The sequence below is a fragment of the Sulfuricurvum sp. genome, assembly GCF_028681615.1.
Taxonomy (GTDB): domain Bacteria; phylum Campylobacterota; class Campylobacteria; order Campylobacterales; family Sulfurimonadaceae; genus Sulfuricurvum.
In genome coordinates, this window is record NZ_JAQUHV010000002.1 from 77,294 (window position 1) to 101,528 (window position 24,235).

Annotated in this window: 24 protein-coding genes; 9 read left to right on the top strand and 15 right to left on the bottom strand. The window is 44.9% G+C overall.

The window, feature by feature from the left end:
* Positions 1-94: 94 nt before the first annotated feature.
* The 4 genes from rpsL to PHE37_RS03610 all read left to right on the top strand — a co-directional run bounded on the left by rpsL (position 95) and on the right by PHE37_RS03610 (position 5,895).
* Complete coding sequence (gene rpsL, locus PHE37_RS03595; RefSeq protein ID WP_013461125.1) at positions 95-475, top strand: 30S ribosomal protein S12; 381 nt, start codon at positions 95-97, stop codon at positions 473-475.
* Positions 476-548: 73 nt separating this feature from the next.
* The gene (rpsG, locus tag PHE37_RS03600) at positions 549-1,016 is read left to right on the top strand and encodes a 30S ribosomal protein S7 (protein ID WP_300008218.1); all 468 of its coding nucleotides are present in this window, start codon (positions 549-551) and stop codon (positions 1,014-1,016) included.
* Positions 1,017-1,092: 76 nt separating this feature from the next.
* Complete coding sequence (gene fusA / locus PHE37_RS03605; RefSeq protein WP_300008220.1) at positions 1,093-3,177, top strand: elongation factor G; 2,085 nt, start codon at positions 1,093-1,095, stop codon at positions 3,175-3,177.
* A gap of 117 nt (positions 3,178-3,294) precedes the next feature.
* A complete protein-coding gene (locus PHE37_RS03610) occupies positions 3,295-5,895 on the top strand; it encodes an HD domain-containing phosphohydrolase (protein WP_299993640.1) in 2,601 nt (866 codons plus the stop codon).
* Here PHE37_RS03610 and PHE37_RS03615 read toward each other — a convergent pair.
* Entirely contained in the window at positions 5,892-6,503 is a 612-nt protein-coding gene (locus PHE37_RS03615; protein WP_299993639.1) for a fumarylacetoacetate hydrolase family protein, read from the bottom strand. The genes PHE37_RS03610 and PHE37_RS03615 overlap by 4 nt on opposite strands.
* A gap of 64 nt (positions 6,504-6,567) precedes the next feature.
* Here PHE37_RS03615 and PHE37_RS03620 point away from each other — a divergent pair, with 64 nt between their 5' ends.
* On the top strand, positions 6,568-7,119 hold the full coding sequence (locus PHE37_RS03620; protein WP_299993638.1) for a cytochrome b/b6 domain-containing protein: 552 nt from the start codon (positions 6,568-6,570) through the stop codon (positions 7,117-7,119).
* On the opposite strand, the gene PHE37_RS03625 is transcribed toward PHE37_RS03620, so the two are convergent.
* Together PHE37_RS03625 and prfB are read right to left on the bottom strand one after the other, a co-directional pair.
* The gene (locus tag PHE37_RS03625) at positions 7,103-7,852 is read right to left on the bottom strand and encodes an arginyltransferase (protein WP_299993637.1); all 750 of its coding nucleotides are present in this window, start codon (positions 7,850-7,852) and stop codon (positions 7,103-7,105) included. The genes PHE37_RS03620 and PHE37_RS03625 overlap by 17 nt on opposite strands.
* Complete coding sequence (gene prfB / locus PHE37_RS03630) at positions 7,839-8,948, bottom strand: peptide chain release factor 2 (RefSeq protein WP_299993636.1); 1,110 nt, start codon at positions 8,946-8,948, stop codon at positions 7,839-7,841. Before prfB ends, PHE37_RS03625 begins: the two co-directional genes overlap by 14 nt.
* A 57-nt stretch (positions 8,949-9,005) precedes the next feature.
* On the opposite strand from prfB, the gene panC reads away from it, so the two are divergent.
* Together panC and PHE37_RS03640 are read left to right on the top strand one after the other, a co-directional pair.
* Positions 9,006-9,827, top strand: a complete 822-nt coding sequence (gene panC, locus PHE37_RS03635; protein ID WP_299993635.1) for a pantoate--beta-alanine ligase — start codon at positions 9,006-9,008, stop codon at positions 9,825-9,827.
* Between the two features lie 2 nt (positions 9,828-9,829).
* On the top strand, positions 9,830-10,366 hold the full coding sequence (locus PHE37_RS03640) for a hypothetical protein (protein ID WP_299993634.1): 537 nt from the start codon (positions 9,830-9,832) through the stop codon (positions 10,364-10,366).
* On the opposite strand, the gene PHE37_RS03645 is transcribed toward PHE37_RS03640, so the two are convergent.
* Genes PHE37_RS03645 through flgB form a run of 4 tightly spaced genes read right to left on the bottom strand, consistent with a single transcriptional unit; the run spans position 10,344 to position 13,413 of the window.
* Positions 10,344-12,143, bottom strand: coding sequence for a penicillin-binding protein 2 (locus PHE37_RS03645; protein ID WP_299993633.1), 1,800 nt, complete (start codon positions 12,141-12,143; stop codon positions 10,344-10,346). The genes PHE37_RS03640 and PHE37_RS03645 overlap by 23 nt on opposite strands.
* Positions 12,144-12,157: 14 nt before the next feature.
* Positions 12,158-12,460, bottom strand: coding sequence for a flagellar hook-basal body complex protein FliE (gene fliE / locus PHE37_RS03650; RefSeq protein WP_299993632.1), 303 nt, complete (start codon positions 12,458-12,460; stop codon positions 12,158-12,160).
* A gap of 16 nt (positions 12,461-12,476) precedes the next feature.
* Positions 12,477-12,971: a flagellar basal body rod protein FlgC gene (gene flgC, locus PHE37_RS03655; RefSeq protein ID WP_299993630.1), complete on the bottom strand. Its 495-nt coding sequence runs from the start codon at positions 12,969-12,971 to the stop codon at positions 12,477-12,479.
* Positions 12,972-12,981: 10 nt separating this feature from the next.
* Complete coding sequence (gene flgB, locus PHE37_RS03660; protein ID WP_299993629.1) at positions 12,982-13,413, bottom strand: flagellar basal body rod protein FlgB; 432 nt, start codon at positions 13,411-13,413, stop codon at positions 12,982-12,984.
* Between the two features lie 122 nt (positions 13,414-13,535).
* Here flgB and PHE37_RS03665 point away from each other — a divergent pair, with 122 nt between their 5' ends.
* Together PHE37_RS03665 and murG are read left to right on the top strand one after the other, a co-directional pair.
* Positions 13,536-14,714: an FtsW/RodA/SpoVE family cell cycle protein gene (locus PHE37_RS03665; protein WP_299993628.1), complete on the top strand. Its 1,179-nt coding sequence runs from the start codon at positions 13,536-13,538 to the stop codon at positions 14,712-14,714.
* A complete protein-coding gene (gene murG / locus PHE37_RS03670) occupies positions 14,711-15,727 on the top strand; it encodes an undecaprenyldiphospho-muramoylpentapeptide beta-N-acetylglucosaminyltransferase (protein ID WP_299993627.1) in 1,017 nt (338 codons plus the stop codon). Before PHE37_RS03665 ends, murG begins: the two co-directional genes overlap by 4 nt.
* 95 nt (positions 15,728-15,822) lie before the next feature.
* Here the strand turns inward: murG and PHE37_RS03675 are convergent, their stop codons facing one another.
* The 8 genes from PHE37_RS03675 to PHE37_RS03710 are packed head-to-tail and all read right to left on the bottom strand — an operon-like array spanning position 15,823 to position 24,235.
* Complete coding sequence (locus PHE37_RS03675) at positions 15,823-17,061, bottom strand: type II secretion system F family protein (RefSeq protein ID WP_299993626.1); 1,239 nt, start codon at positions 17,059-17,061, stop codon at positions 15,823-15,825.
* Complete coding sequence (locus tag PHE37_RS03680) at positions 17,062-18,738, bottom strand: GspE/PulE family protein (protein WP_299993625.1); 1,677 nt, start codon at positions 18,736-18,738, stop codon at positions 17,062-17,064. It abuts the gene before it with no gap.
* A 10-nt stretch (positions 18,739-18,748) separates the two neighbouring features.
* A complete protein-coding gene (locus PHE37_RS03685; RefSeq protein WP_299993624.1) occupies positions 18,749-19,489 on the bottom strand; it encodes a CDC27 family protein in 741 nt (246 codons plus the stop codon).
* Complete coding sequence (locus tag PHE37_RS03690) at positions 19,482-20,276, bottom strand: ATP-binding protein (protein ID WP_299993623.1); 795 nt, start codon at positions 20,274-20,276, stop codon at positions 19,482-19,484. The genes PHE37_RS03685 and PHE37_RS03690 overlap by 8 nt, the downstream gene beginning before the upstream one ends.
* Positions 20,277-20,278: 2 nt before the next feature.
* A complete protein-coding gene (locus PHE37_RS03695) occupies positions 20,279-21,796 on the bottom strand; it encodes a secretin N-terminal domain-containing protein (protein ID WP_299993622.1) in 1,518 nt (505 codons plus the stop codon).
* Positions 21,793-22,149 carry a hypothetical protein gene (locus tag PHE37_RS03700; RefSeq protein WP_299993621.1) on the bottom strand — a complete coding sequence of 119 codons (357 nt, stop codon included), beginning with the start codon at positions 22,147-22,149 and terminating at the stop codon, positions 21,793-21,795. The genes PHE37_RS03695 and PHE37_RS03700 overlap by 4 nt, the downstream gene beginning before the upstream one ends.
* Positions 22,146-22,775: a hypothetical protein gene (locus PHE37_RS03705; RefSeq protein ID WP_299993620.1), complete on the bottom strand. Its 630-nt coding sequence runs from the start codon at positions 22,773-22,775 to the stop codon at positions 22,146-22,148. The genes PHE37_RS03700 and PHE37_RS03705 overlap by 4 nt, the downstream gene beginning before the upstream one ends.
* A complete protein-coding gene (locus tag PHE37_RS03710) occupies positions 22,772-24,235 on the bottom strand; it encodes a hypothetical protein (RefSeq protein WP_299993619.1) in 1,464 nt (487 codons plus the stop codon). The genes PHE37_RS03705 and PHE37_RS03710 overlap by 4 nt, the downstream gene beginning before the upstream one ends.

The following is a 24,235-nucleotide window of genomic DNA, read 5'->3' on the forward strand; positions in this document are numbered from 1 at the left end:
ATTAATCAAAAATTAGATACCATTGCGCGTTTATTAGTCCCCCTTTAAGTAGCGGACTAAAATTCTACTGGAACATTTCAACAAAGGAGATTGTGTGCCAACAATCAACCAACTTATTCGTAAAGAGCGACAAGCGGTAGTGAAAAAATCAAAATCACCCGCTTTGGTGTCATGCCCACAACGTCGTGGTGTATGTACTCGTGTATATACTACAACCCCTAAGAAACCGAACTCGGCGCTTCGTAAAGTTGCTAAAGTTCGTTTGACTTCAGGGTTTGAAGTTATTAGTTATATCGGTGGTGAGGGTCACAACTTGCAAGAGCACTCTATCGTTCTTGTTCGCGGCGGCCGTGTAAAAGACTTACCGGGGGTTAAATACCATATCGTACGTGGTGCTCTCGATACTGCGGGTGTTAAAGACCGTAAAGTATCTCGTTCTAAATACGGAACGAAAAAAGCTAAGGCTAAAAAATAATCAACTAGTCTGACAAGATTCGGTTTCTGATGACCGTATTTTGAGTAAATGAAAAAACATTGAAGGAAACATTATGAGAAGAAGAAAAGCGCCCGTTCGCGAAATTATGCCTGACCCGGTTCATGGTTCAAAAGTATTGACGAAATTCATCAATAAAATCATGTGGGACGGTAAAAAAAGTACCGCTGAGAAAATCATGTACGGTGCATTGGATATCATGGGTTCACGTGGTGAAAAATCAGGTATCGAAGTATTCAACGCTGCGATTGAGAACATCAAACCAGTTATCGAAGTAAAAAGCCGCCGTGTGGGTGGAGCGACCTACCAAGTTCCAGTAGAAGTTCGTCCTGTACGCCAACTTTCTCTTGCTATCCGCTGGTTAACCGATGCGGCACGCAAACGTAACGAGCGCACTATGGCAGAGCGTTTGGCAAATGAATTATCAGATGCTGCAAACGACAAAGGTACAGCATTCAAACGTAAAGAAGATACTTACAAAATGGCTGAAGCGAATAAAGCGTTCGCTCACTATCGCTGGTAAGATATTCGTAACCCTTTGATAACCCTCTCGGGTTATCATTCTCCAATCCACTATAAACTCTATTAAGGGCTATTACATGGCAAGATCCCATAAACTTGAAGACGTAAGAAATATCGGTATCGCCGCTCACATCGACGCGGGTAAAACGACAACAACTGAGCGTATCTTGTTCTACACCGGTGTATCACACAAAATCGGTGAGGTTCACGAAGGTGCTGCAACTATGGACTGGATGGAGCAAGAGCAAGAACGTGGTATTACCATCACTTCTGCTGCGACAACCTGTGAATGGAACGGCAAACAAATCAACATCATCGACACTCCGGGCCACGTTGACTTCACCATTGAAGTTGAGCGTTCTATGCGTGTACTTGATGGTGCTGTTGCTGTATTCTGTGCAGTTGGTGGGGTTCAACCACAATCTGAAACAGTATGGCGTCAAGCAAACCGTTACGGGGTTCCTCGTATGGTTTTCGTTAACAAAATGGACCGTATCGGTGCCGATTTCTATAACGTAGAAGAGCAAATCCGCAATCGTCTTAAAGCGAATCCGGTACCTATCCAACTTCCAATCGGTGCAGAAGACGGTTTCAAAGGGATTATCGATCTCGTCAAAATGAAAGCGATCCTTTGGGATGAAGATGCGGCTATGGGTTCAAACTACCGCGAAGAAGAAATTCCTGCAGATTTGTTAGAAAAAGCGGAAGACTATCGTGCAAAAATGATGGAAGCGGCTGCAGAGGGTGACGATTCATTGATGGAGAAATTCTTCGAAGAGGGTGAACTTTCTAACGAAGAGATCATGCGCGGGATCAAAGCCGGATGTCTTAAAATGGAAATTATTCCTATGACATGCGGTACTGCGTTCAAAAACAAAGGGGTACAAACTCTTCTTGACGCGGTTGTTGATTACCTACCTTCACCATTAGAAGTTGCTCAAATTAAAGGGACATTGGAAGAAGATGAAGAGGTAGAAGTTGTTGTTGAATCAAACGACACTGAACCGTTTGCTGCTCTAGCGTTTAAAATTATGACTGACCCGTTTGTTGGACAATTGACATTCGTACGTATGTATCGCGGTGTTCTTGAGTCAGGTTCATATGCATTTAATACCACAAAAGGTAAAAAAGAGCGTATCGGTCGTCTTTTGAAAATGCATGCTAACAAACGTGAAGAGATTAAAGCGCTTTATGCTGGTGAAATCGGTGCGGTTGTAGGTCTTAAAGACACAACTACCGGTGATACTTTGTGTGATGAAAGAGATCGCGTAATCCTTGAGCGTATGCACTTCCCTGAACCGGTTATCTCGGTTGCAGTTGAGCCAAAAACAAAAGCGGACCAAGAAAAAATGGGTATCGCTCTTGCAAAATTGGCTGCGGAAGATCCATCTTTCCGCGTTCACACTGACGAAGAGACAGGACAAACGATCATCAGCGGTATGGGTGAGCTTCACCTTGAAATCCTTGTTGACCGTATGTTCCGTGAGTTTAAAGTTGAAGCGGAAGTCGGTGCACCGCAAGTTGCATACCGTGAATCAATCCGTGCTGAAGTTAACCAAGAGTACAAATACGCGAAACAATCGGGTGGACGTGGGCAATTCGGTCACATCTATATCCGTGTTAAGCCGGGTGTACCTGGAACAGGTTATATCTTCCACAACGAAATCAAAGGTGGGGTTATTCCGAAAGAATATATCCCTGCAGTTGAAAAAGGGTGTAAAGAAGCAATGCAAAAAGGTGTTCTCGCGGGTTATCCGATCGAAGATATCGAAGTTGCATTGTATGACGGTTCATACCATGAGGTTGACTCCTCTGAGATGGCGTTTAAACTTGCTGCATCTATGGGATTCAAAGAAGCTGCGCGTAAAGCGAATCCGGCTATCCTTGAGCCTATGATGAAAGTTGAAGTTGAAGTTCCTGAAAACTTTATGGGTGACGTTATCGGTGACCTTAACCGCCGCCGCGGACAAGTTAACAACATGGGTGACCGTTCAGGTAACAAAATTGTTGACGCGTTCGTACCGTTGTCTGAAATGTTCGGTTACTCAACTGACCTACGTTCAGCAACACAAGGACGTGCTAGTTACTCTATGGAATTCGATCACTACGAAGAAGTTCCACGTAACGTTGCAGACGAAATTATCAAAAAACGCAACAGCTAATTTTTTCTCCTTCGTGCGCCATTTTGGCGCACATCCTCTTTTTCTCCCCTTTTTCTTTGATTTTGATATAATCGTTGTATGAGAAAAACAAATATAGTTAGTATCATATTTTTAATAATGTTATCGGTATCGTCCCTTTTCGCAAAAGAGGTGGTGTATATCGGAGTTCTGGCACATAAAAACTTTGCAACAACTCAAAGTGCATGGAACCCAACCGCAGAATATCTAAATCAAAAAATTCCAGACTATACATTTAAAATTATTCCATTGAAATTCGAAGATTTCCCAAACTATCTACGTGATCAAAAGATTGACTTTGTAGTGACAAATTCTGCCTATTATGTCGAGTTGGAATATAGGTTCGGTATTTCAAGAATTGCGACACTGAAGAATAAAGGTCTGAACGGCAAAGCTCAAACCGAGTTTGGCGGAGTTATATTTACGCGATCATCCAATAAACAGATCAAGCAACTTGAAGATTTGAGTGATAAGCGCTTTGCTGCTGTAAATCAAGACTCCTTCGGCGGATGGATTATGGCATTGCGGGAATTACAAGAGCATAAAGTCAAATTGAATCCATTGAAAACGACATTTTACGGAACGCATGAAGCGGTTGTTCATGCAGTTGAGCGCGGTAAAGCTGATGCCGGAACGGTTCGTACCGATACACTCGAACGAATGGCAAAAGAGGGGAAGATTGATATTAATAATTTTACGGTCATTAGCCCTAAGAACTATCCCGATTTTTTTTACCAAACCAGTACCCGTCTCTATCCTGAGTGGCCATTTGCGACAACGAAACACACACCGGCTTATTTGGCCGAGAAAGTAGCAGTAGCGCTCATCTCAATGCCGGAGGAATCGGATGCGGCAATTGCATCCAATAGCCTTGGATGGACGATACCGCTCGATTATCAAAGCATTCACGAATGTCTCAAAGAATTGGAACTCGGACCCTATGTGTATCTCAAAAAAGCTGCTCTTTCGTATTTAATAGAAAAATACGGGACATATCTTTTGATCGGTATTTTAGTGTTGATATTCTCCCTGATTGTCTTGGTGTACATTGCCAAAATGAATGCGCAGCTTCGGGAGACAAAAGAAGCATTAAAAGAGATCAATGCATCATTGGAAGAGAGGGTGGCAGAGAAGACACAGCATCTGTATGAAAAAAGTTCAATGTTGGAAAATGCCTATCTCAATGAAAAATATCTCAGAAGTATTCTACGAACAGTTGCGGATGTCAATCAGATGTTGATTACTTCCCGGAGCAAAGAAGAACTGATTGACAAAGCGACTCTGTGTTTGAGTTCTAATGAAGCGTTTAAAAGTGCAAAGATTGCAATGGTTATCAAAAATGAATTGAGTGTTATGGCTGCATACGGTGTCGGGGATGTTAAAACTATTACATCAATCGATCAAAAAGCATATGATGAGGGCAAATCGGTAATGATTACCCGTTTTGATGAAAACGTCCCTGAAGCATGCCGGGAAAATGCCAAGCTGTATGGAATAAAAGGGATTTATGCACTGCCTCTGAAACGGAGTACCTATTCGGAAGAAGTAATCGGTGTTTTGACGATATGCACCGGTCATGAGACGGGGTTTAGTGTCGAAGAACAAAACATGATTGAAGAACTCGCAGGGGATATCGGATTTGCATATCATTCATTCTCTCAAAACGAGCACATCGACGTATTGCATGAGGAACAAATCAGAAACTATCAAAATTTTATCGAAGCCTTGGTCAATATGATCGAGCAGCGTGATACCTATACGGCTGGGCATACTCAAAGGGTAGCACGATATTGTGAGCTGATAGCCCGAGAGATGGAGCTTCCGGAGAAAGAAATTAAGCAGCTGGTTGAAGCAGCTAAGCTTCATGATATCGGGAAAGTAGTGACCCCCGATTCTATTTTACTCAAGCCCGGACGTTTGAGTCCTCTGGAGTATGAACTCATCAAAGAACATGTCGCTGCAGGGTATGAGGTGCTTTCTACAGTTCATTTTTATAAAGAATTGGCTGAGATCATGCTGGATCACCATGAACGTTATGACGGAAGCGGTTATCCAAATGGTAAAAAAGGGGGTGAAATCCCATTGTTAGGGCATATTCTTGCAGTAGCCGATTCGTTTGATGCCATGACGACGAATCGTATCTACAAACCGAGAAAAGAGGTCGCTGAGTCGCTGATAGAACTGAATGAACTCAGTGGCGTATGGTATCATCCGGCAGTGGTCAATGCTGCTTGCAAAGTGCTAGCAGGGCTAAGCATTGACACGACCATTAGCCAAATAGGTTCCAGTGCCCTTGAAGAAGAGAGGGTCAGCTACTTTTTTAGAGACAGATTGACAAAACTTTATAATGAAGACTATTTTATGATGATGATCAATGGCCGCACGAAACATGTGCAGCCTGAGACACTCGACATTATTTCATTGTCCGATTTTCATCACTACAATAAGAAATACGGTTGGGAAAAGGGCAATGAACTGATTGGAGAATTCGCAGCATATTTATCTGAAAAATTTCCGGAATATGTTGTCTTTAGAATTTGGGGAGATCGATTTGCCATCGCCGATTTTAAAGGGGATATGGAGTCTTTATTGAGTGATTCACCGTTAACGGCAAACGGTGTTCATGCCAAAACAAAAAAAATAGCGGCAACGGTTGAAAATCTGCAGGTATTAATGCGTGAAGAGATAGTAGAAATCTAGCCTAAAACCCTCCATCGGCTTTCAACGAGTAATGTTGTATCACTGTAAATCCGACCGACAAATTCATCATCTTTTTTATAGGTGCTGACACCTTTAGGTGTCCCGCTCATAATGATGTCACCGTCTTCAAAACTCATAAAACTCTTTATTTCTTCAATCATTTCCAGCGGTTTATAAATCATCAGCTCATAGGTAGCTTCTTGTACCAATATACCGTTAATATGAAGCGTCATACGCAATGATTCCAGGGGTCCATCAAACGGGACAAACTTACCTAAAACTGCCGAACCGTCAAATCCTTTGGCTCTCTCCCACGGAAGCCCTTTGGCTTTGAGATGGTTTTGAATGTCCGCTTTGGTGAGGTCGAGTCCGAAACCGATTCCGGCTATGTTGCCTTTCATCATCAAAAAGCAGATTTCTCCTTCGAAACGGGTGTCAGAGGAGATAAAACGGAGGGTATCGGTGATGGCGGAATTAGGTTTGTTAAATACGACCATAGAGGCTGGGATTTCATTGTTCAGCTCATGGATATGCTCGACGTAGTTGCGCCCGATGCAGACGACTTTGGACGGAATAAAAGGGGAATCGTTATAGTGGATAGCATGCATGTTAATCTCGTATTAATACTTTACAGTAAGGTTCGTGATATGATAACGTATATAAGGAGTTCATATGCATCGTAATTTTTCATCTTCATTTAGAATTTGGCATTGGTTACAGGCGCTTGCCATGTTTGGGCTTTTCATCACCGTTGTATTGCGGGAGAGTGTTATGCACAAATCTCAGATAGGTTCGATCGTCAAAACGAAACTCGCTGAAATCGGAACAGTTATTACAGATGAACAGGCAGTTGTTATTGGAAAAGCTGTGAGAAGTCCAATGTGGGATTGGCATATATATTTAGGGATTACGGTAGCCGTACTGCTGGTGTGGCGAATTGCGTTAGTGATTAAAAACGGATTCGGCTTTGATGATAATCCACATATGCAGAAGGTCTATAAACTTTATAAGGCGGTATATCTACTTTTGGCGACTATGTCTCTCAGCGGTCTAACTCTCTATTGGAAGCTTGCAGGCTCAGCCAAGGATACGGTAGAGACTGTTCATATGTATCTCGGATGGAGTCTATTTGCTTTTATAGCCGTTCATATTATCGGAGTCGTTCTTGCTGAAAAGAGTGATCAAAGTGGTCTTGTTTCACGAATGATCAACGGAGCGGAATAAAACTATCCCATAGTGCTTGTTCATCTTCTTCCGGTCGCCCTTTCAGATAGAGGGAAGGGGCATAATCGATTTTATACGTTAAGCTTTGGCATCCCTCGACATAGTATCCCAGATAGATCCATTTGAGATTTAAACGCTTTGCAAATTCTATTTGTTGTAATAGGGTATACCGTCCTAACGATTGGGAATTGTATTCGGGATCGTAGTAGCAATACAGGGCACTTATCCCCTCATCCAAAATATCGATCAGATCCACAGCGATCAGTTTCTCTCCCTCAAAATAGAGGACTTCATAGCCAAAATCACCGTGTCCGTGGACGAAGGATGCATAATAGTTTTTCGGGTCGCTTTTAGGGGCATCCCAGGCACGTGTGTGATGTTTATAGCGGTGGTATCGATCAAAGAGGGACAGATGTTCCCGTGTGAGGGTCGGTTGGCGGATAATTGTGGTTAAATGGGCATTTTTACGGAGGATTCGGCGTTCGGATTTACTGAAGGTGTAGTTCTCTACATCAATTTTGAGGCTTTCACAGGCACGGCATTCAGAACAGATCGGACGGAAATACATCGCGCCGAAGCGTCGCCAGCCCCGTAAAATGAGATTTTCGCATTGCTCTTTCGTGCAATCTTGAATGACCTTATAATGGATGGTTTGTGAGTTGCCTGAAATATAAGAGCACGGCTCATGAAGCGCGCACTCTTTGAGAATGGTGTTTTGATTATTCGTCGTCATCTTTGCGGCTAAGAGAGATTAAGACACCTTCGATCATTTCATCGATGTCTCCATCGAGAATGTTGCTGATGTTGGAATATGGGATTCCGGAACGGGTGTCTTTGACTTGTTGGTACGGAGCGAGGACGTAGGAACGGATTTGATGTCCCCAGCCATTTTCGCTTTTTTCGATTCCGTCAACGGCAGCTTGCTTTTTTTCCATCTCGAGTTCGTAGAGGCGGGATTTGAGCATTTTGAAAGCGGTTGCCTTGTTTTTGTGCTGCGAGCGGTCATTTTGGCACTGCACGACGATACCGGTCGGGATATGGGTGATACGGATCGCCGATTCGGTTTTGTTGACGTGCTGACCTCCCGCACCGGATGCACGGTAGGTATCGATGCGAATGTCGCGGTCTTCGATTTCGATATCGATGTCATCGTCGAGTTCCGGAGAAACCATGACCGAAGTAAAGCTGGTATGGCGTTTTGCCGCAGAATCGTACGGACTGATACGGACGAGGCGATGAATACCGTTTTCATTTTTAAGATACCCGTAAACATTGATCCCTTTGATGAGGAGTGCGGCATCTTTGATACCAGCCTCGTCACCGGCTTGGTAGTCCAGCATTTCGACGGTGAAGTCATGCCGTTCCGCCCAGCGGGTATACATGCGCAGCAGCATCGACGCCCAGTCTTGAGACTCGGTTCCACCGGCACCCGGATGGATGGTGATGATGGCGTTGTGACTGTCATGCTCACCGCTGAGGAGGACTTCGATCTCCATCGACTTGACCTGATTTTCCAGTTCTCCCGCATCGGCGAAAAGGCTTTCAATGGTCTCATCGTCCCCTTCGTCTTTTGCCATATCATAGATGTCTTTTGCATCACCGAGGGTATTAAAGGTTTTGGAGTATTTGGCAAGGCGGCGTTCAAGCTGGGTTTTCTCTTTTTGTACGACTCCTGCATTGGCTGCATCGTTCCAAAAACCGTCAGAATTTTCGAGGGTTTCGATCTCGCCCAGACGCTTTGTGATTTCCTGCGGTCGCACGACATCCGTGACGTTTTGCATCTTGATTGTCAAAGTTTTAAGTAATTCGGTATATTCGTAATGATCCACGTATTTATTCCTGTGGTTGTATTATAATTGCGATTATATTCTAAAGAGGCTAAAACGATGATTATCGCACGTTCACGGCAAGAACTTCAAGCTGCGCTTGATACTAAGAGAGGCTCAATCGGGTTTGTCCCGACGATGGGAGCTCTGCATATCGGTCATCGAACGTTGATTGAAGCCGCACGGCGTGAGAATGAGACGGTTGTTGTCTCTATTTTTGTCAACCCGACACAGTTTCTGCCGGGCGAGGATTTGAGTAAATATCCCCGACGCGAAGAGGCCGATTTTAAAATTTGCGAGCTGAGCGGAGTGGATGTCCTCTTTTATCCGGATGTGGCAGCCATGTACGGGTCTGATGAGGTACGAGTTTGTGCTCCGGATGTGCGAGGATTCATCCTCGAAGGTGCATCCCGTCCCGGACATTTTGACGGTGTCCTTACCGTGGTGATGAAACTGCTGAATATGGTACGTCCGAGTCGTGTCTATTTCGGGAAAAAAGATGCGCAGCAGTTGGCATTGATTACGCAGATGGTTGAGAATCTTTTTATGGATGTCAAGATTGTCCCGATGGAGACAGTTCGTGAAAAAGACGGATTAGCTCTGAGCAGCCGAAATGTTTATTTGGATGAGAAACAGAGGGTAGAGGCACTGAAGCTTTCCGCGGCACTGAAAGAGGCGACGAAAATGGTGATGCAGGGTAATTTGGATGCAGAGAAGATCAAAGAGGCTATGATGAATCTGCTTAAGCCGTTAGATGTGGAGTATGTCGCAGTCGTAAACCGTCAGTTTGAGTCGCTAAAAGAGGTGGTGATCGGCAATACGATCGTATTGGTCGCAGCGCGCGTCGGGACGACCCGTTTGATCGATAACGTGTGGATGTAATGATGAAAAAGCAGTGGATTATCCTCTTTGTAGGGCTGTTGATCGGAGGATGTGCCGCTCCTAAAATCGGGCAGGATATTCTCATCGAGCCTCAGGGAAATATACGGTTTGAGAATGCGGGTTCCCAAATGATGATGGGAATCTTAACCCTCTTGGGGGTTGGAAATGAAAAGGAACCGCTTCGACTGGGAAGCGATCTGAAAGTGATCAATAAGTGGCACAGCGACCTGAAACTTATTTCCCTCAACTATACTCTTGATGATGAGAATGAGGGAATTGTAAGTGGGGAAGCGATCATCGATAAAAATAAATCTATCATAGTCGAATCCGGCAAAGAGAAGATCATCCCGCTGGTATTTGCAATCGATCCTAAGACGTTAAATTCCAATCGGATGATCGGAATATTTCAATCCAAGCGTAAGCTGATTCTTCGAGGCGATGCCGTTATTGAAGTGTGGGGAATTCAGCACCATTACCCTTTCGAAAAAGAGGTAACGAAACTGATCGTAAAAGCGCTTAAAGCGGGTGTGAAGGGGTAGGCTCTGCCGCTGCGGCTGCTGCAGCGACTGGATCGACCGTCAGATATTTTTCTTCGATCATCATGTCTACAATCGCTTTGAATACAGGTACGGAAGTGATAGAAGCAAAGTAGACGGTACGAGGGTTGTTGACCATGATACCTATCGTATAATGGTGTTTGGCGTCATTGGCGAATCCGATAAACGAGGTATGATAGTTGTTACTGTATCCTCCGTTTTTGGCGATATGCGCCGTCCCTGTTTTTCCTCCGATTTCCAATCCCGGTGTTTTTGCGACCGTTCCTGTCCCCTCATTGACGGTTTTAATTAGAATGCGCTTCATTTGTTCGGCAGTTGCGGGTGTAATGACCTGAACAGGGGCTTGAACCTGCATCGGGATGACGCGTCCGTTGTCATCGACCAAAGAATCTACAACCATCGGATTAATCAATTTTCCTCCGTTATTGAAGACATTAAAGGCTTTGACCAGCTGCATCGCATTGGCGCGCATACCGTATCCGTACGCTGTAATCGCTTTGTAGAGGTAATTGTTTAACTGGGCCGAACTGGGGACAGACCCCCGTTTTTCATAAGGGAGATCGATCCCGCTGAAGTGGGTAAATCCGAACCGTTTAAGTCCTTCGGTAAATTCGACGCCGTTTAATTTTTGAGCCAGTTGAGCTATTCCGATGTTGGATGAATAGACGATAACGTCTTCGGCGCTGAGCATGTTGAATTTATGCTCATCCGTAATGGTTTTTCTCCCCATCGTGTAGCGTCCGCCATGACCGTTGACCATGTCATACGGGTTGATGAGATGCTGGTCAAGAAGCAGTGAAAAGATGACCGGTTTGATAACGGATCCCGGTTCATAGCTGTATTCGATTGCATTGGTATTGAGGGAAGGATAATCATCTTTAGTAATATGGCTGGGATCAAACCGGTTTGAGCTGGCCAATGCCAGGATTTTGCCGCTCTTGGAATCCATAACAGTGGCGATGATTTCATCGGCTTGGAGCTTTTCTTTAATCCGATCGGTGATTGCTTCGACACGTGCCTGCATGGCTATCGGTATGTTGAGTTTTACGTTAAGTCCGTTGATTTGGCGTTTGAAATCGCTTTTTTTATTTAAAATCAAATAACCGTTGACATCGCGCAGGGCTTTTTGGGTTCGGTTTTGCTGCGGATTGAGTTCTTCATCAAAAAATTTCTCCAATCCTTTGATTCCGTAAACGCGAGTGTAACCGTCTTCTTCAATTTTGCGCGGATATCCTAAAAGGGGAGTGAGAAGTTTGCCGTACGGATATTCGCGTGCTTCGCCGCTCTCGATGACACTGAGTCCCTGAAGAACACGATCTCCATCCGGTGTTTCGTATTCGATAAATACGTGGAGGCGGCGCAATTCAAATGCGAGCGTTTTAAGGTACATTGCCTCTTTCGGACTGATATGATAGCTCAGTGTTACCGAACCTTTTCGGGTATGGAGGCGTTGTCGGATCTCTTCGGCAGAAATACCGCTGTAGATACTGAACAGCTGTATGAAAAGTTCTTCTTTATCCGGATCGATGTTACGGGTATTCACAACGGCTTTATAGAGTTTTTGGGTTGTCGCGATGTGAAATCCGTCCGCGCTGATTATAGAACCGCGCTGTGCTTTACCCGATTCTTCAGAGTAAATAGAAGGGATGGCACGGGTATGTACGGCAGTGTAGAGCATAACCGCCAAAAAAATGACGAAGCCGAACATTAATACGAGAAAAAGTGCTAATATTTTTTTTGATTTATTGGAATGGCGCATATAGTAAGGCTAAATCACATTTGCGTTCGTGTGATTTCTTTGTAAGCATTGAGCGCCTTATTCCGTACTTCAAGCATCAGTTTCATACTGATTTCGGCTTTGTCAATGGCGATTGCGGCTTGATGGAGGTCTTTGACCGAGCCTGTCGCGATGTCGCTCATCGCTTTTTCGCTGTCAACTTGCATTTGGTTGACGTTGCCAAGAGCATTTTTAAGTTCTTGGGCAAAATCAGTTCCTCCGGCTTCGACGGCATTACCGCTTTTATTAGCCAGTAGATCGGCGGTAGAGAGAGATTTGATCGATTGAATATTGGCCATAATGGTCTATCCTTCGTTAGGATTGTAATATACTGATGGCGCTTCCCGCCATATTTTTTGCACTTTCAAATGCGGCTACGTTCGCTTGATACGAACGTGTTGCTTCGACTAAATCGGCCATTTCGATAACAGGATTAATATTTGGGTATGCAACATACCCTTTGGCATCCGCATCCGGGTGAGACGGATCGTATTTCATTTTGGGTGCCGAATCATCACGTGTAATTTTGTCCACAACGACACTCATGATAGCTGGGTTGGCTTTAAGGCCGGACAACCCTTCTTTCAGAGGATCACTATAGCTGAGCGCAGAAGTTTGCTCTTCCAATGCTTTATTGTAAACGCTGTTGAAATCCACCGATTTAAAGACTACCTCTTGACGGCGATAAGGACCACCCTCATCGGTTCGCGTTGTTTGGGCATTGGCAATGTTGGAACTGATGGTATTGACGCGAACACGTTGAGCTGAAAGCCCGTACCCGCTGATATCAAAACTGTCTAAAAATGCCATAGTTTAATCCTTACGATGTTTTTCCAGAAGCGTCGATGACACTTTTGAAAATAGCGGAATCTTTTTTAAGTGCGGCAGACAGGGCATTAAACATAGTCGAGTTCTTTGCCATTTCTGTCGTTTCTACATCCAAATCAACGCTGTTTCCGTCATTACGGGCCATATGGCCGTCACGGAAAAAGGTAGTCGGTTTGCTATCGCTTGCATTCTCAGTTCCATCCAAATGTGCACCATTCGTTCGCGTCATGGTCAGAGTCTGAGATTTATCCGCAAAGATCGTAGCACTTTTTTGCGCCAGTACCTCTTCGAAACGGAGATCTCTAGGGCGATAATAAGGGGTGTCTGCGTTGGCAATATTTCCGGCGATCATATCTTGACGCGCCGCACGGTAATCCATCGCACTTTGCATCAAATCGTGTGCCCGTGAAATATTGATTCCCACCTTTTCCCCTTTATCTGTAGATGTTTATGTCATTAAAGCAAAAAACATTCCAAACATTTTTTATCGAACTCTATTCCAAAGAACGATATACTATTGTCAAATTATACATTATAAGCCTAAAAATGCCTGATAAAAAATTATTTCTCTTAACAACGGCTCTTATTACGATAGGAATAATCTGTTCCTATACCCTTTCGGCGTATACGGTTATTTTATTTGAGTACGATGATTTTCACTTTGTCATACGCGAATTGATTGTCGGAATTATTTCAATTTTATTGATGTGGTCTCTTGCACAGTTGGACCCTGATGTTTGGCTACACCGTCTGGGTCTTGGGCTGTTCTTTGGGGGAATCGTATTAATGTTGATTATGCCTTTCCTCCCGGCATCGCTGGTGAGTGAAGTAGGCGGAGCAAAACGTTGGATCAAATTATTCGGTTTTTCACTGGCTCCGGTTGAGTATTTTAAAATCGGGTTTGTCTATTTTTTAGCATGGAGTTTTTCGCGTAAGCTTGGGCACCACGGGAATATGGGAGTGGTTGAAGAGTTTAAACGCTTTTTTCCGTATGCGGCGATTTTTATTTTGGTGATGTTTTTGATCGCTTTTTTACAAAATGACTTGGGACAGGTTATTGTTTTGGCTCTGACGTTAGCCTTTATGCTTTTTTTTGCAGGGAGCAGTTTTCGTTTTTTCATGACCCTGATCGGAGGATCGGTTTCGTTCTTCCTCTTTTTTATTCTTACCTCCGAACATCGGATCAATCGTATTTTATCGTGGTGGGCAACAGCTCAAAGTACGGTTCTGGCGTTTTTCCCTGAATCGATTGCCAAACATTTGAGGATTGAAAACGGTGAAGAAGCTTATCAGATCGGGCATTCGCTCAATGCGATTCACAACGGAGGAATCTTCGGAACCGGTTTGGGCGGCGGAACGTTTAAGCTCGGGTTTTTAAGTGAGGTACACACTGACTTTGTTTTGGCCGGGATTGCAGAGGAGTTTGGATTTATAGGTGTTTTTGGTGTAGTACTCCTCTTTATTATGTTACTTCATCGTCTTTTTAAAATCGCCAATCGTTCCTATAATGACACCGCGTATTTGTTCAGTCTCGGGGTCGGATTGCTTATCACATTCGCTTTCATGGTCAACGCCTACGGTATCAGCGGATTAACACCGATTAAAGGGATCTCGGTACCGTTTTTGAGTTACGGAGGATCGACGATGATGGCTTCGGCGATCGGTATCGGGATGGTATTGATGCTGTCTAAAAAAATTACGTACAAATCGGGTGACAAAAAATGAATATCATCTTTACGGGGGGCGGAACAGGGGGGCATCTTGTTATCGCCTTATCATTAGCAGAGACTGCACGTGCACGAGGACATCGGGTTATCTTTATTGGCTCTCAATCAGGGCAGGATCATCAATGGTTCGGTAACAGTCCCCTTTTTGAAAAGGCTTATTTTTTAGATACGACCGGTGTTGTTAATAAAAAAGGGCTGGGTAAAATCGGGGCGTTGTGGAAAGTATTTAAAGCGTTGATTCGTTCACGTGCTCTCATTCGAGAGTTTGGTGCCGATGCGGTAGTGAGCGTCGGAGGGTTTTCGGCGGCACCGGCAGCGCTGGCCGCAGTCGTATCCGGTATCCCTTTGTATATTCATGAACAAAATGCGATTACAGGCAAGCTCAATCGTCTGCTTCGCTCCTATGCAAAAGGGTTTTTCAGCTCCTATGAAGAGGGGGAATTTCATTGCGATTATCCGGTCAATGAACGCTATTTCCAAAATGCCCGGATACGACAAGAGATAAAAAACGTCATATTTTTGGGCGGATCGCAGGGGGCAAAATTTATTAACGATTTGGCACTTGAGGTCGCACCATGGCTGAAAGAGCGAGGGATACACATTATCCATCAATGTGGGGTTAAAGAAGAAGAGAGAGTAAAGACTGCGTACCATGAACTGGGTATCGATGCCGAAGTCTACGGATTCACCACCCAAATAACGGAACTGATCGAACGAAGCGATTTTGCGGTGAGCCGTTCGGGCGCGAGTACTTTATGGGAACTGTGTGCGGCAGGTGTTCCGGCATTTTACATTCCGTTTCCCCATGCGGCAGCCGATCATCAGTTCCATAATGCCCAGTATATTCTTCAACATAATTGCGGATGGTGCGAACGCCAAAGTGATGGGATAGCTTATAAACTCAAAGAAGCGATTATGAGCGATATCGCCCCGAAGAGCGAAGCACTTGCAGATCTTATCGCTCCGAATGGAGCGGAACACATTATCCAAAAGATTGAAAAAAGCGTTTAAATATTCGTGATTTTATGGATAACCCATAACCCGAATGCGAGGATCAGGGTACTCACAATAGCAACAGTAATGGTTCCTGTTTCGAGTTCCATGCTTTATCCTGCAAGGTCGACCATCGACCACATCGGCAAAAAGATCCCCAAAGCCAGTACCAGAACAAATCCGGCAATGGCGGCGATCAGGATCGGCTCGATCATGGTAGCGACGTTATCGACAATATAATCATATCGGGTATTATACACGCGATTCACTTTACCCAGCATTGTTCCAAGAGATCCGCTGCTCTCACCGGCTTTGATCATCTGCATTACCATCCCTTCGAATTGGCCGCTCTCAGCAAACCCCTGCGCCAATGAACGTCCGTCTTCAATGGCCGTAGGGATTTTTTGGAGCTCTTGTTTGATGTAATTATTCTCAACGACTCCCATAGCAATTTCGAGTGCGTCGATCATCGGAATCCCCGCTTCGGTGAGGACATTAAACAGATAGATAAAGCGGCCGATCATCGCATAATAGGTCACTTTGCCGACAATGAATATTTTCAGAAAATATTGGTCGGTTTTGAGTCTGAGCATAGGGTTTCGACGGTATGCAAAACTAAAAGAGACGGAGAGGACAATCGCACCTCCGATGATATAGGGGCCATAAATACGGATGGCATGTTCGGTCCATAAAAGCAATTTCGTCGGAAAAGGGAGCTCCATCCCCGATTGTTCAAAAAAAGATTGAAATTGCGGTACGACGAATGTAATAACAACCGTAAAAGCGATACTCATCGCAATGAGGATAAAGAGGGGATAACGGGTCGCTTTTTTGAGTTTTTGGCGGTTGTCAAAAATCTGCTGCATGATGGATGAGAGTTTGGCGATTGCCGTGCTCAGGGTTCCTGTTTGCTCACCGAGTTCAAACATCGATAGAGAGAGTGTCCCGAGCTGACGTTGATAATTGACGACGGCACGGCTGAGACTGAGACCGCTTTCGATATCGCGGAGTACTTCGGTAAAGATGGAACGTATCATCGGATCATGGGTATCGGTAATACTTTCGGCAAGACAGGTGTTGATCGGCATTCCCGCATCGAGCATCGTGGAAAGCTGATCCAAAAATGCGATGTAGGGTTCGTCTTTTACCCGTCTGTTTTGGATCGGGTTGGTAAAACGACTTTTGAAACGCTCAAACTTCATCGAAAAAGGTTCTGAGACCTCTTTGACTTCTACGGGCACGCCGAGGGATTTATCCCGAAATTTTTTGAGTGCTTCGGCTTTGTGGGCAGCTTCAAAAACAGTGGAACGTTTGTGCTTTCCTTGTTTGTAGCGTACCCGATAAAATTTCACTTACATCTCCTTGGTAACGCGGAGAACTTCATCAAGGGTCGTAATTCCCCCCAATACTTTGCTGAGACCGTCGACGATCATCGGTTCAAATCCCTCTTTTTCCTGTGCGTATCGTGCAATTTCGTATTTGGAAGATTCATCTGAAATCATTTTAGCAATGGTCTCGTTGACCATGAGGATTTCTGATATCAAAATCCGTCCGGAATAGCCGGTATTATTGCACTTTGAACACCCTTGACCGGCATAAAATTTGGCATCTTCAGGAAGCCATCGTTCGATGCGGCGAAGAAGGTTTTTGTGCGGTCGGACTTCATGTTTGCATTCGGTACAGATTTTTCGCACCAACCGCTGTGCTACGATCCCGACCAATGAATCGGCTATGAGATAAGATTGCAGCCCCATTTGAACCATCCGTCCGATGGCACTTGGGGCATCGTTGGTATGAAGCGTCGAGAAAACCAGATGCCCGGTAAGCGATGCCTGTGCGGCAGAATTGAGTGTTTCAAAATCACGGATCTCCCCTACGAGGATGATATCCGGGTCTTGACGCAAAAACGATTTCAGAGCTTCGAGAAAACTAAATCCTACCCGCTCGTTGACCTGTACCTGTTGTACCAGAGGGAGCTGATATTCGATCGGATCTTCAATCGTAAGGACTTTGTTTTCGATGCTTTTGACTTCGTTCAATGCAGCGTATAGAGTAGTCGTTTTACCGCTTCCGGTTGGACCGGTAATGAGGACGATTCCAAAGGGCGCATGGATAATTTCATTGAACTTGTCCAGATTTTTCCCATCAAACCCGAGCTCATGAAGTTTGAGAAGAATTTTTTGCTGGTCGAGGATACGCATAACGATGGATTCGCCGAACAGTGTCGGAGTCGTAGAGAGACGGAAATCGTATTTTCCCCCTGCCACGTCCAGGCTGAACCTGCCGTCTTGGGCTTTACGGCGTTCGGAGATGTCAAGGTTGCCTAAGAGCTTGATCCGTGAAGAGAGGGCCGTATAAATATCCAGATCAAATACGAAAGTCTCTTGCAAAATCCCGTCGACACGTGCCCGAACGGACATTGAACGAAGTTCAGGCTCGATATGGAGGTCACTGGCACGTCGCAAAATGGCATCTTTGATCATCAGGCTAATGAGCTGCATAACGGAACTGGCATCTCCTTCTGCCCCTTTGGACCCCTCGTTATTGATCTCTTTTTTGACTTCGGCAGCGATACTTTGGGTTTTTTTGATGATTTCAAGACGCTGAAAGATATGGGCGATATCTTCACTGAGCGAGAGATAGACTTTGATCGGTTTAGTCGCGATATTGCGCTCTAATGCTTCGAGTGCATCAAAGTTGAGGGGGTCCGATGTGGCGATATAGACGTAGTCTTCATCCTCTTTGAAAGGGATCGCTTTTGCCGCAGTGAGTAATGAAATCGAAAATTTGGCAAGGGAGAGGAAATCGATTTTTTCTCCGAAGAGGTCGACAAAATCGATTTTGAGCTGTTTAGAGAGGAGCAGTGCCATCTCTTTATGCGATATCATCCCCTCTTCGACAAGTACTTCCCCCAGTTTTTTGGTAAATCCGGAATTTTTTTGTTGGGCCAGGGCATATTCAAGCTGCTCTTGGGTGATCAGGGATTCGGAAATGAGCAAATCCCCTAATCGTACTTGTTGACGGATCATCCTCTTCTCCTTAGTTTGGGTTGTTTAATTTCCATGTCCGCAGCAATTCGGAAGCGGCTTTGGAATCTTTATAGTTGAGATAGAGCTCTAAAACCCCTATTGCTTCTGTTTTTTTCCCTTGTGCGTAATACGATTTGGCATACAAGAGCCATGCATCTTCTGCTTCACGGTTTAGCTGATTGGCTTTTTTCGCCCATGTAGCGGCATTCGCATAGTCTTTTTTTGCATAATAATCGCGGGCTACTTCGAGAGCCGTTTCGTATTTTGGACTATTTTGATAGGCTTCAAGTGGAGTGTCTGCTTTTTGGGTATTGACTTCAAATAAACGGTCGTTTTTGGCTGTCGGCACTGATGTAGGAACCGACTGAACAACAGCCGGAGCGGTCGGTACTATAGATTCTGGCTTAACGGCTGCCACCGGTACTGAAGGAGCGGGTGTAACGGTCTGCTCTTTTTTGGTTTGAGTCGGAGGAGTGGTTACCACTGCTTTCTGGAGAGTACCGGAAGCGGACGTTTGCTTGAGTTGCTGATCAGCAGCCGGAACGGACGGCGGAGGAATCGTTGTTTCCGGAATAATAGATGCCATTTTAGCGGGTGTGGATGAGGTTTGAGATGTAAACCACATTTGATATCCGGAAACTCCGGCAATCACAAACAGTATCGTTCCTACGATCATAAAGGAGAGTCGAATGATTCGGCGCTGCCGCGCTCTCTCACAACGGGCTACAAGTTGATCAAAATTATCAATCATGGATAAGCTCCGCATTCATTGCCGCCATCGTGATGGTACACATTGAAGGACGCAGATATTTGGATTTATTATGGGTATTGGTGTAGTGAAGCAGGTGGAAAAGATGGTAAAAAATCTTTTTGAAATTACGAAAATTTCCTGCACTCAGTCGGTGTGCTTTAGCTATAAGTTTCGGATTGATTTCATCGATAATTTCCGAAAATCCCATTTTAATGAGTTCAGAATGGATATAGTTTTTTCCCTCGATTGTGGTGAGAGGAAAAAGTTCGATCACCCGATGCGGACGGCTTTTGAAATGAGGTGCACGTAATATGGCCTCACCTTCGCTTCTGTGCATGGCGATGATAAACCAAAATGCTTTTGAATCGCTCAAAATACGGATAAATTCGCGCATTTCGGTACTGAGCAATTGCGCTTCGTCAATCATAATGAGATGATCAGAATTTTCATAGAGTTGTGTGGCTTCCGTTCGAAGTTGCTCTATATCGCTCCCCTCAACCGTAACCCCTTTGTGGTTTAAGAGTTTTTTGAGTAGGTCGATCGGAGTGAGAAAGGGAGTTTCAATGAAAATGATATCCCGTTTATCCGCCCATATTGTATGAAGATGGTTGAGTAAAAAGCTTTTTCCGCTCCCCGGCTCGCCTATGAGAAAAATGAGTTGCCGAAATGAACTATTGAGAAGATTTTGGATTTTCTCAATCGCTCCGAGGGCACTTTGTACCTCGAAATATTCTTCACTGTTTCGCCGTTCTTCGAATCGGTTTGCCGCTTCAAGCCATTTGGACATAATCAGTTAAACCGTTTTAAAATCGCGTCGTCGATGGAAGGGAAAGCATCCGGTTTCACCAGTGTCGGAGTGATCAGAATAAAGAGTTCACTTTTACGTGTCGAAGCAGTCGAGCCGTGGAAGAGTCGGCCGAGTAACGGAATATCTCCCAGTACAGGGACTTTATTGTCATAATGATAGGTTTTTTTCTCGATCAGGCCGCCGATAAGAACTTTTTGGGCATCTTTGACTTTAACGATGGAGGTCATTTGTTTGACGCGTGTATCCGGCGGCATTGTACGATTGCTGCTGCCTATATCGCTTGATCCCATAGCGGTTGAGGCATTCAGATCTTCACCGAGCAATTCGCTGGTAACTGGATTGATTCGCATAACGATGTACCCGTCTTCCGTCACTTCCGGAATAATATTGAGGGTAAGGCCGACGAAGACGGATCCGAGAGTATTCGTAGTTGTGGCGAGGGTTTGAGTATTTGCCGCAGAGATTGAACCGTTTTGATAGAGATAGCTGAGCTGTTTTCCGACGTTGATAACGGCAGGCTGGTTACTCAGTGTCAGGATTTTGGGGTTGGAAAGAACTTCAACATCTCCGTATCGGCTAAGGAAATCGATAAGCCCTAACGGATCAAAATTTACCCCGAAAGAGTAAACCGGATGGGCAACACCCATGTTGTTATAACTGTTGGCATAATTGCCTTTGAGCGACAGACTAAAATCACTCCAGTTGACTCCGGTCGTGTTGTAGTCATTGTAGGTGAGTTCGATCAGATGCGCTTCGATCATCACCTCCGCATGCATGCGTGATTCAAGTTTCGTCAAATATTGTTGGACGGCTTCTATTTGACGTTTGTTTCCGGTGATGGTGACGACGGCGGCATCGCGGTTTACGAGAGCTTTGTTGATTGCTTCGTTGTACTCTTCGTCGACTTGCAGAATTTGTTGGATATGTTCACGCATCTGATCCCATAAGGTAAATTTTGAGAGGGCATGGACATTGGTGTAATCGGTATTAGAACCGCTGCCGGAGTTGGTTGAGCCAGAGGAACCGCCATAAGAAGACGAACTACTGTTTGAACTACTTGAACCGCTATTGGAGGAAACGCCTGTGTTCGCGCCTGGGCCGACGGTGATCGATTTAGTCGATTCGGTAGTAAGTTGAGACATATTGATGTAATCGATATTGAGATTTACGGTTTTGGTATAAGAGACACGAAGCACCCCTTTGTCTGCATCATACGTATAAAAAAGGTTATGATCATCAAAAATAAAACTAAAAAGTTCTGCAACGGTATAGTCTTGGATATTTACCATATCCAGAGGCTGAGAAAGACGCTCTTTTGCTTTTTGATCTTCAAACACAACGCTGATATGGCATGTCTGTGCAACATCACGGATAAGGTCCATGAGAGTAAGTGCCGATCCGCGATTTTGATAAGCACTGAGGCTGAAGCGTTTGTCTTCGCACTCTTTGGCTTGGAGCAGAGATAAAAGCAGTAAAAGCAGTAACACTATTTTTTTCATGGAGTATCCTTTATACCGAGTACATGACGGGTAGAACTGACGCTGATCATACTCAGGCGGTTGCCCTCTTTCAGACCGACGAAATTATTTTGAATATATGCGACTTCTTGATTGTTGACACGATCTCCGACACGATACCATGCGCCGTTGATAAAGGCTTTATTATTCATTATGGCTGTGACAACGGTAGGGGGGACCGCCGGTACGGCTGTCATCATCGGAGGAGGCGGCAGCAGACCGTTTACGGATGCGGATTTCGGTTTTGCGGTTTTAATAAACGGATCATACATTTGTGCATGCAGCAGATGCAGCCCGCTTAGGCATAACAAGAGCCAGATCGGAATTCGTCTCATAAACCGACTCCCATATAGAGGATGACCGCTTCAAAACGGGGCTTTTCTTCATCGGAACGGATTTGCACGCTTTGAACTTCCACAAGGGTGTTTTGCCCTTCAATAAAGGTTAAAAAGTCGGCAATGGCCGGGAAACTTCCTGTTCCGGTGATTGTGAGTTTTTTGTACTGTTTTACTTTTCCGAAGAACACTTTATCGGTATCAACCGACTCCATGAGCTCAACTTTAAGGCCAAGTCTGACGGAACGCTCCAATAGCTGGTCAAGCATTGCGGCGTAACGTCGATTATCGAAAACAAGGCCTTGAGATGCAGCCATTTGGACTAACAGAGCTTGTTTTTCATCTTCGAGCGATGCGGTATGTGCTTCTTCTTTGATCAGTGCGTTGGTGCTTTGGGTGATCTTTGCCCGATAGGCATCCGGAGAGTTTTCGCTAATCTGTTTTACCAGAAGGGTATTTTGCTCTTGCAAAGAGGTTAATTCATCCAGTGCGTCCGAGAGGTAAAACATCCATCCCATCACTAAAATACCTATGGCACTGCCGATATAGATGAGCCATCTTTGTTGAGCGTTATACCATAGGAGCTGCTCGTCCAGATTATCGAGCTGTACGTCTAAATCGTTCATCGCGTTACCTTTACAAGGCTATTGTACGTGGTTGTGTTATTGTCCAGCTTGATCTCATGGGTTTCGACGTTTTGGTACCCTCTCGCGTAGAGTCCGCTCATGAGCTTGGCAATGTCGTCACGTTTGCGGTAGTCGGAAACGACGAGGAGACTCATCTCTTTGGAACCGTTTTGTTCCATCAGCAGTGTACCGAGGCGGTAACGTCCAAGTTCGGCAGTCGTATCGAGAAGAAACTGCTGACGGGCGGCATGCATGTCGTGGATCAAAGCGGCCGTCTCTTCGGCTCCGTGGTAGAGTGCAATCTCTTCTTGAAGTGTTTTACTTTTATTTTGTTGTTCTTGGAGGCGTGCATTGTTTTGTTTGAGGGTTGATGAGAGCTCTTTTGTCTGATGTTTGAGCGTTTCCAACTGAGCAGTAAGCTCGGTTTGCCGATCTTCTTCATTACCGCTCATCCATCCGACACAGAGTGATGAGATAAGTACAACAAGTAATGCTCCGCCGACAAGTCCTAAAAACTTGCCGCTTTCTCGGTAATACCACGGGGCTTTGCGTGGGTAAGGGGAGAGATTGAACGTATTTTCTTTTGAGGAGAGAAAATAATCGCTGCACAGAGCATCATGAATATCTGTCGGAGCACTCCCCTCGCGTGTAAGTGCGCTAATACGGATATCGTTGACACCGTAAGCGTTAAAAATGCTCTCCAACCCCGGGATACCCGCACCTTCAAAATCGAGATAACAATTGTCGATTCCGCTAAGGCCGAAAAGACCCCGTTTGTGATTGATGGTATGGACGATCCGTTCAATATTTTTGGCGATTCGATCTTGGAGAAGGATATATTTGTTCAGTTCATCAGGGGCATAATTTTCTTCGATAAGCCCTTTTGTGTGGAGGAAGCTTTTGAGCTTCGGTAAATCGAGCCCTGTCTCAACCGCAATGGAAGCGAGCGTTTCAATACTGCGGTGGGCGATGTAATGCCCCTCTTGGTAGATTGCGGCATAGGCCTCTTCGTCTCCCCAATAGATAAACAGATCATTTTTGGCACTTAGATGAGGGTAGAGCGAGTGATAGACCATAAATCCAGGAGTAACCTGATCGATTGCTCCGCATTTGGAGAGGGAATCTGAGAAATACTCATGTGCTTTGGTGTGGGAAAGGGCAAAAACTTCGACTAAGATACTTTCATCGGTTGTAATCGTATGACGGATAAAATCGATCGTGTACTCTTCGTCGCTGTTTAAATTTCCCTCTTCGAACATCCGAATTTCAACTTGAATCCGCAGTTCATTCTCACTGAGACGATCAGAGAGTTTAAGGGTATGGGTACTAAGAAGCGCGAGAGGAATGATAGCACCGGAACGCAGTTCTTTGAGCTCGCGGGAAGTCCCTTCACTCAGTACACCATTCTGGTAGGTACGGATCCGGTCGTGTTCTATGAAAAGAATTTTTTGGTTTTCCAT

Bases quoted from the DNA above. Each gene is read 5' to 3' on its own strand.
- rpsG (WP_300008218.1), top strand. From the start codon at position 549: ATGAGAAGAAGAAAAGCGCCCGTTCGCGAAATTATGCCTGACCCGGTT.
- fusA (WP_300008220.1), top strand. From the start codon at position 1,093: ATGGCAAGATCCCATAAACTTGAAGACGTAAGAAATATCGGTATCGCC.
- PHE37_RS03610 (WP_299993640.1), top strand. From the start codon at position 3,295: ATGTTATCGGTATCGTCCCTTTTCGCAAAAGAGGTGGTGTATATCGGA.
- PHE37_RS03615 (WP_299993639.1), bottom strand. From the start codon at position 6,503: ATGCATGCTATCCACTATAACGATTCCCCTTTTATTCCGTCCAAAGTC.
- PHE37_RS03620 (WP_299993638.1), top strand. From the start codon at position 6,568: ATGCATCGTAATTTTTCATCTTCATTTAGAATTTGGCATTGGTTACAG.
- PHE37_RS03625 (WP_299993637.1), bottom strand. From the start codon at position 7,852: ATGACGACGAATAATCAAAACACCATTCTCAAAGAGTGCGCGCTTCAT.
- panC (WP_299993635.1), top strand. From the start codon at position 9,006: ATGATTATCGCACGTTCACGGCAAGAACTTCAAGCTGCGCTTGATACT.
- PHE37_RS03640 (WP_299993634.1), top strand. From the start codon at position 9,830: ATGAAAAAGCAGTGGATTATCCTCTTTGTAGGGCTGTTGATCGGAGGA.
- PHE37_RS03645 (WP_299993633.1), bottom strand. From the start codon at position 12,143: ATGCGCCATTCCAATAAATCAAAAAAAATATTAGCACTTTTTCTCGTA.
- fliE (WP_299993632.1), bottom strand. From the start codon at position 12,460: ATGGCCAATATTCAATCGATCAAATCTCTCTCTACCGCCGATCTACTG.
- flgC (WP_299993630.1), bottom strand. From the start codon at position 12,971: ATGGCATTTTTAGACAGTTTTGATATCAGCGGGTACGGGCTTTCAGCT.
- PHE37_RS03665 (WP_299993628.1), top strand. From the start codon at position 13,536: ATGCCTGATAAAAAATTATTTCTCTTAACAACGGCTCTTATTACGATA.
- murG (WP_299993627.1), top strand. From the start codon at position 14,711: ATGAATATCATCTTTACGGGGGGCGGAACAGGGGGGCATCTTGTTATC.
- PHE37_RS03680 (WP_299993625.1), bottom strand. From the start codon at position 18,738: ATGATCCGTCAACAAGTACGATTAGGGGATTTGCTCATTTCCGAATCC.
- PHE37_RS03685 (WP_299993624.1), bottom strand. From the start codon at position 19,489: ATGATTGATAATTTTGATCAACTTGTAGCCCGTTGTGAGAGAGCGCGG.
- PHE37_RS03690 (WP_299993623.1), bottom strand. From the start codon at position 20,276: ATGTCCAAATGGCTTGAAGCGGCAAACCGATTCGAAGAACGGCGAAAC.
- PHE37_RS03695 (WP_299993622.1), bottom strand. From the start codon at position 21,796: ATGAAAAAAATAGTGTTACTGCTTTTACTGCTTTTATCTCTGCTCCAA.
- PHE37_RS03700 (WP_299993621.1), bottom strand. From the start codon at position 22,149: ATGAGACGAATTCCGATCTGGCTCTTGTTATGCCTAAGCGGGCTGCAT.
- PHE37_RS03705 (WP_299993620.1), bottom strand. From the start codon at position 22,775: ATGAACGATTTAGACGTACAGCTCGATAATCTGGACGAGCAGCTCCTA.
- PHE37_RS03710 (WP_299993619.1), bottom strand. From the start codon at position 24,235: ATGGAAAACCAAAAAATTCTTTTCATAGAACACGACCGGATCCGTACC.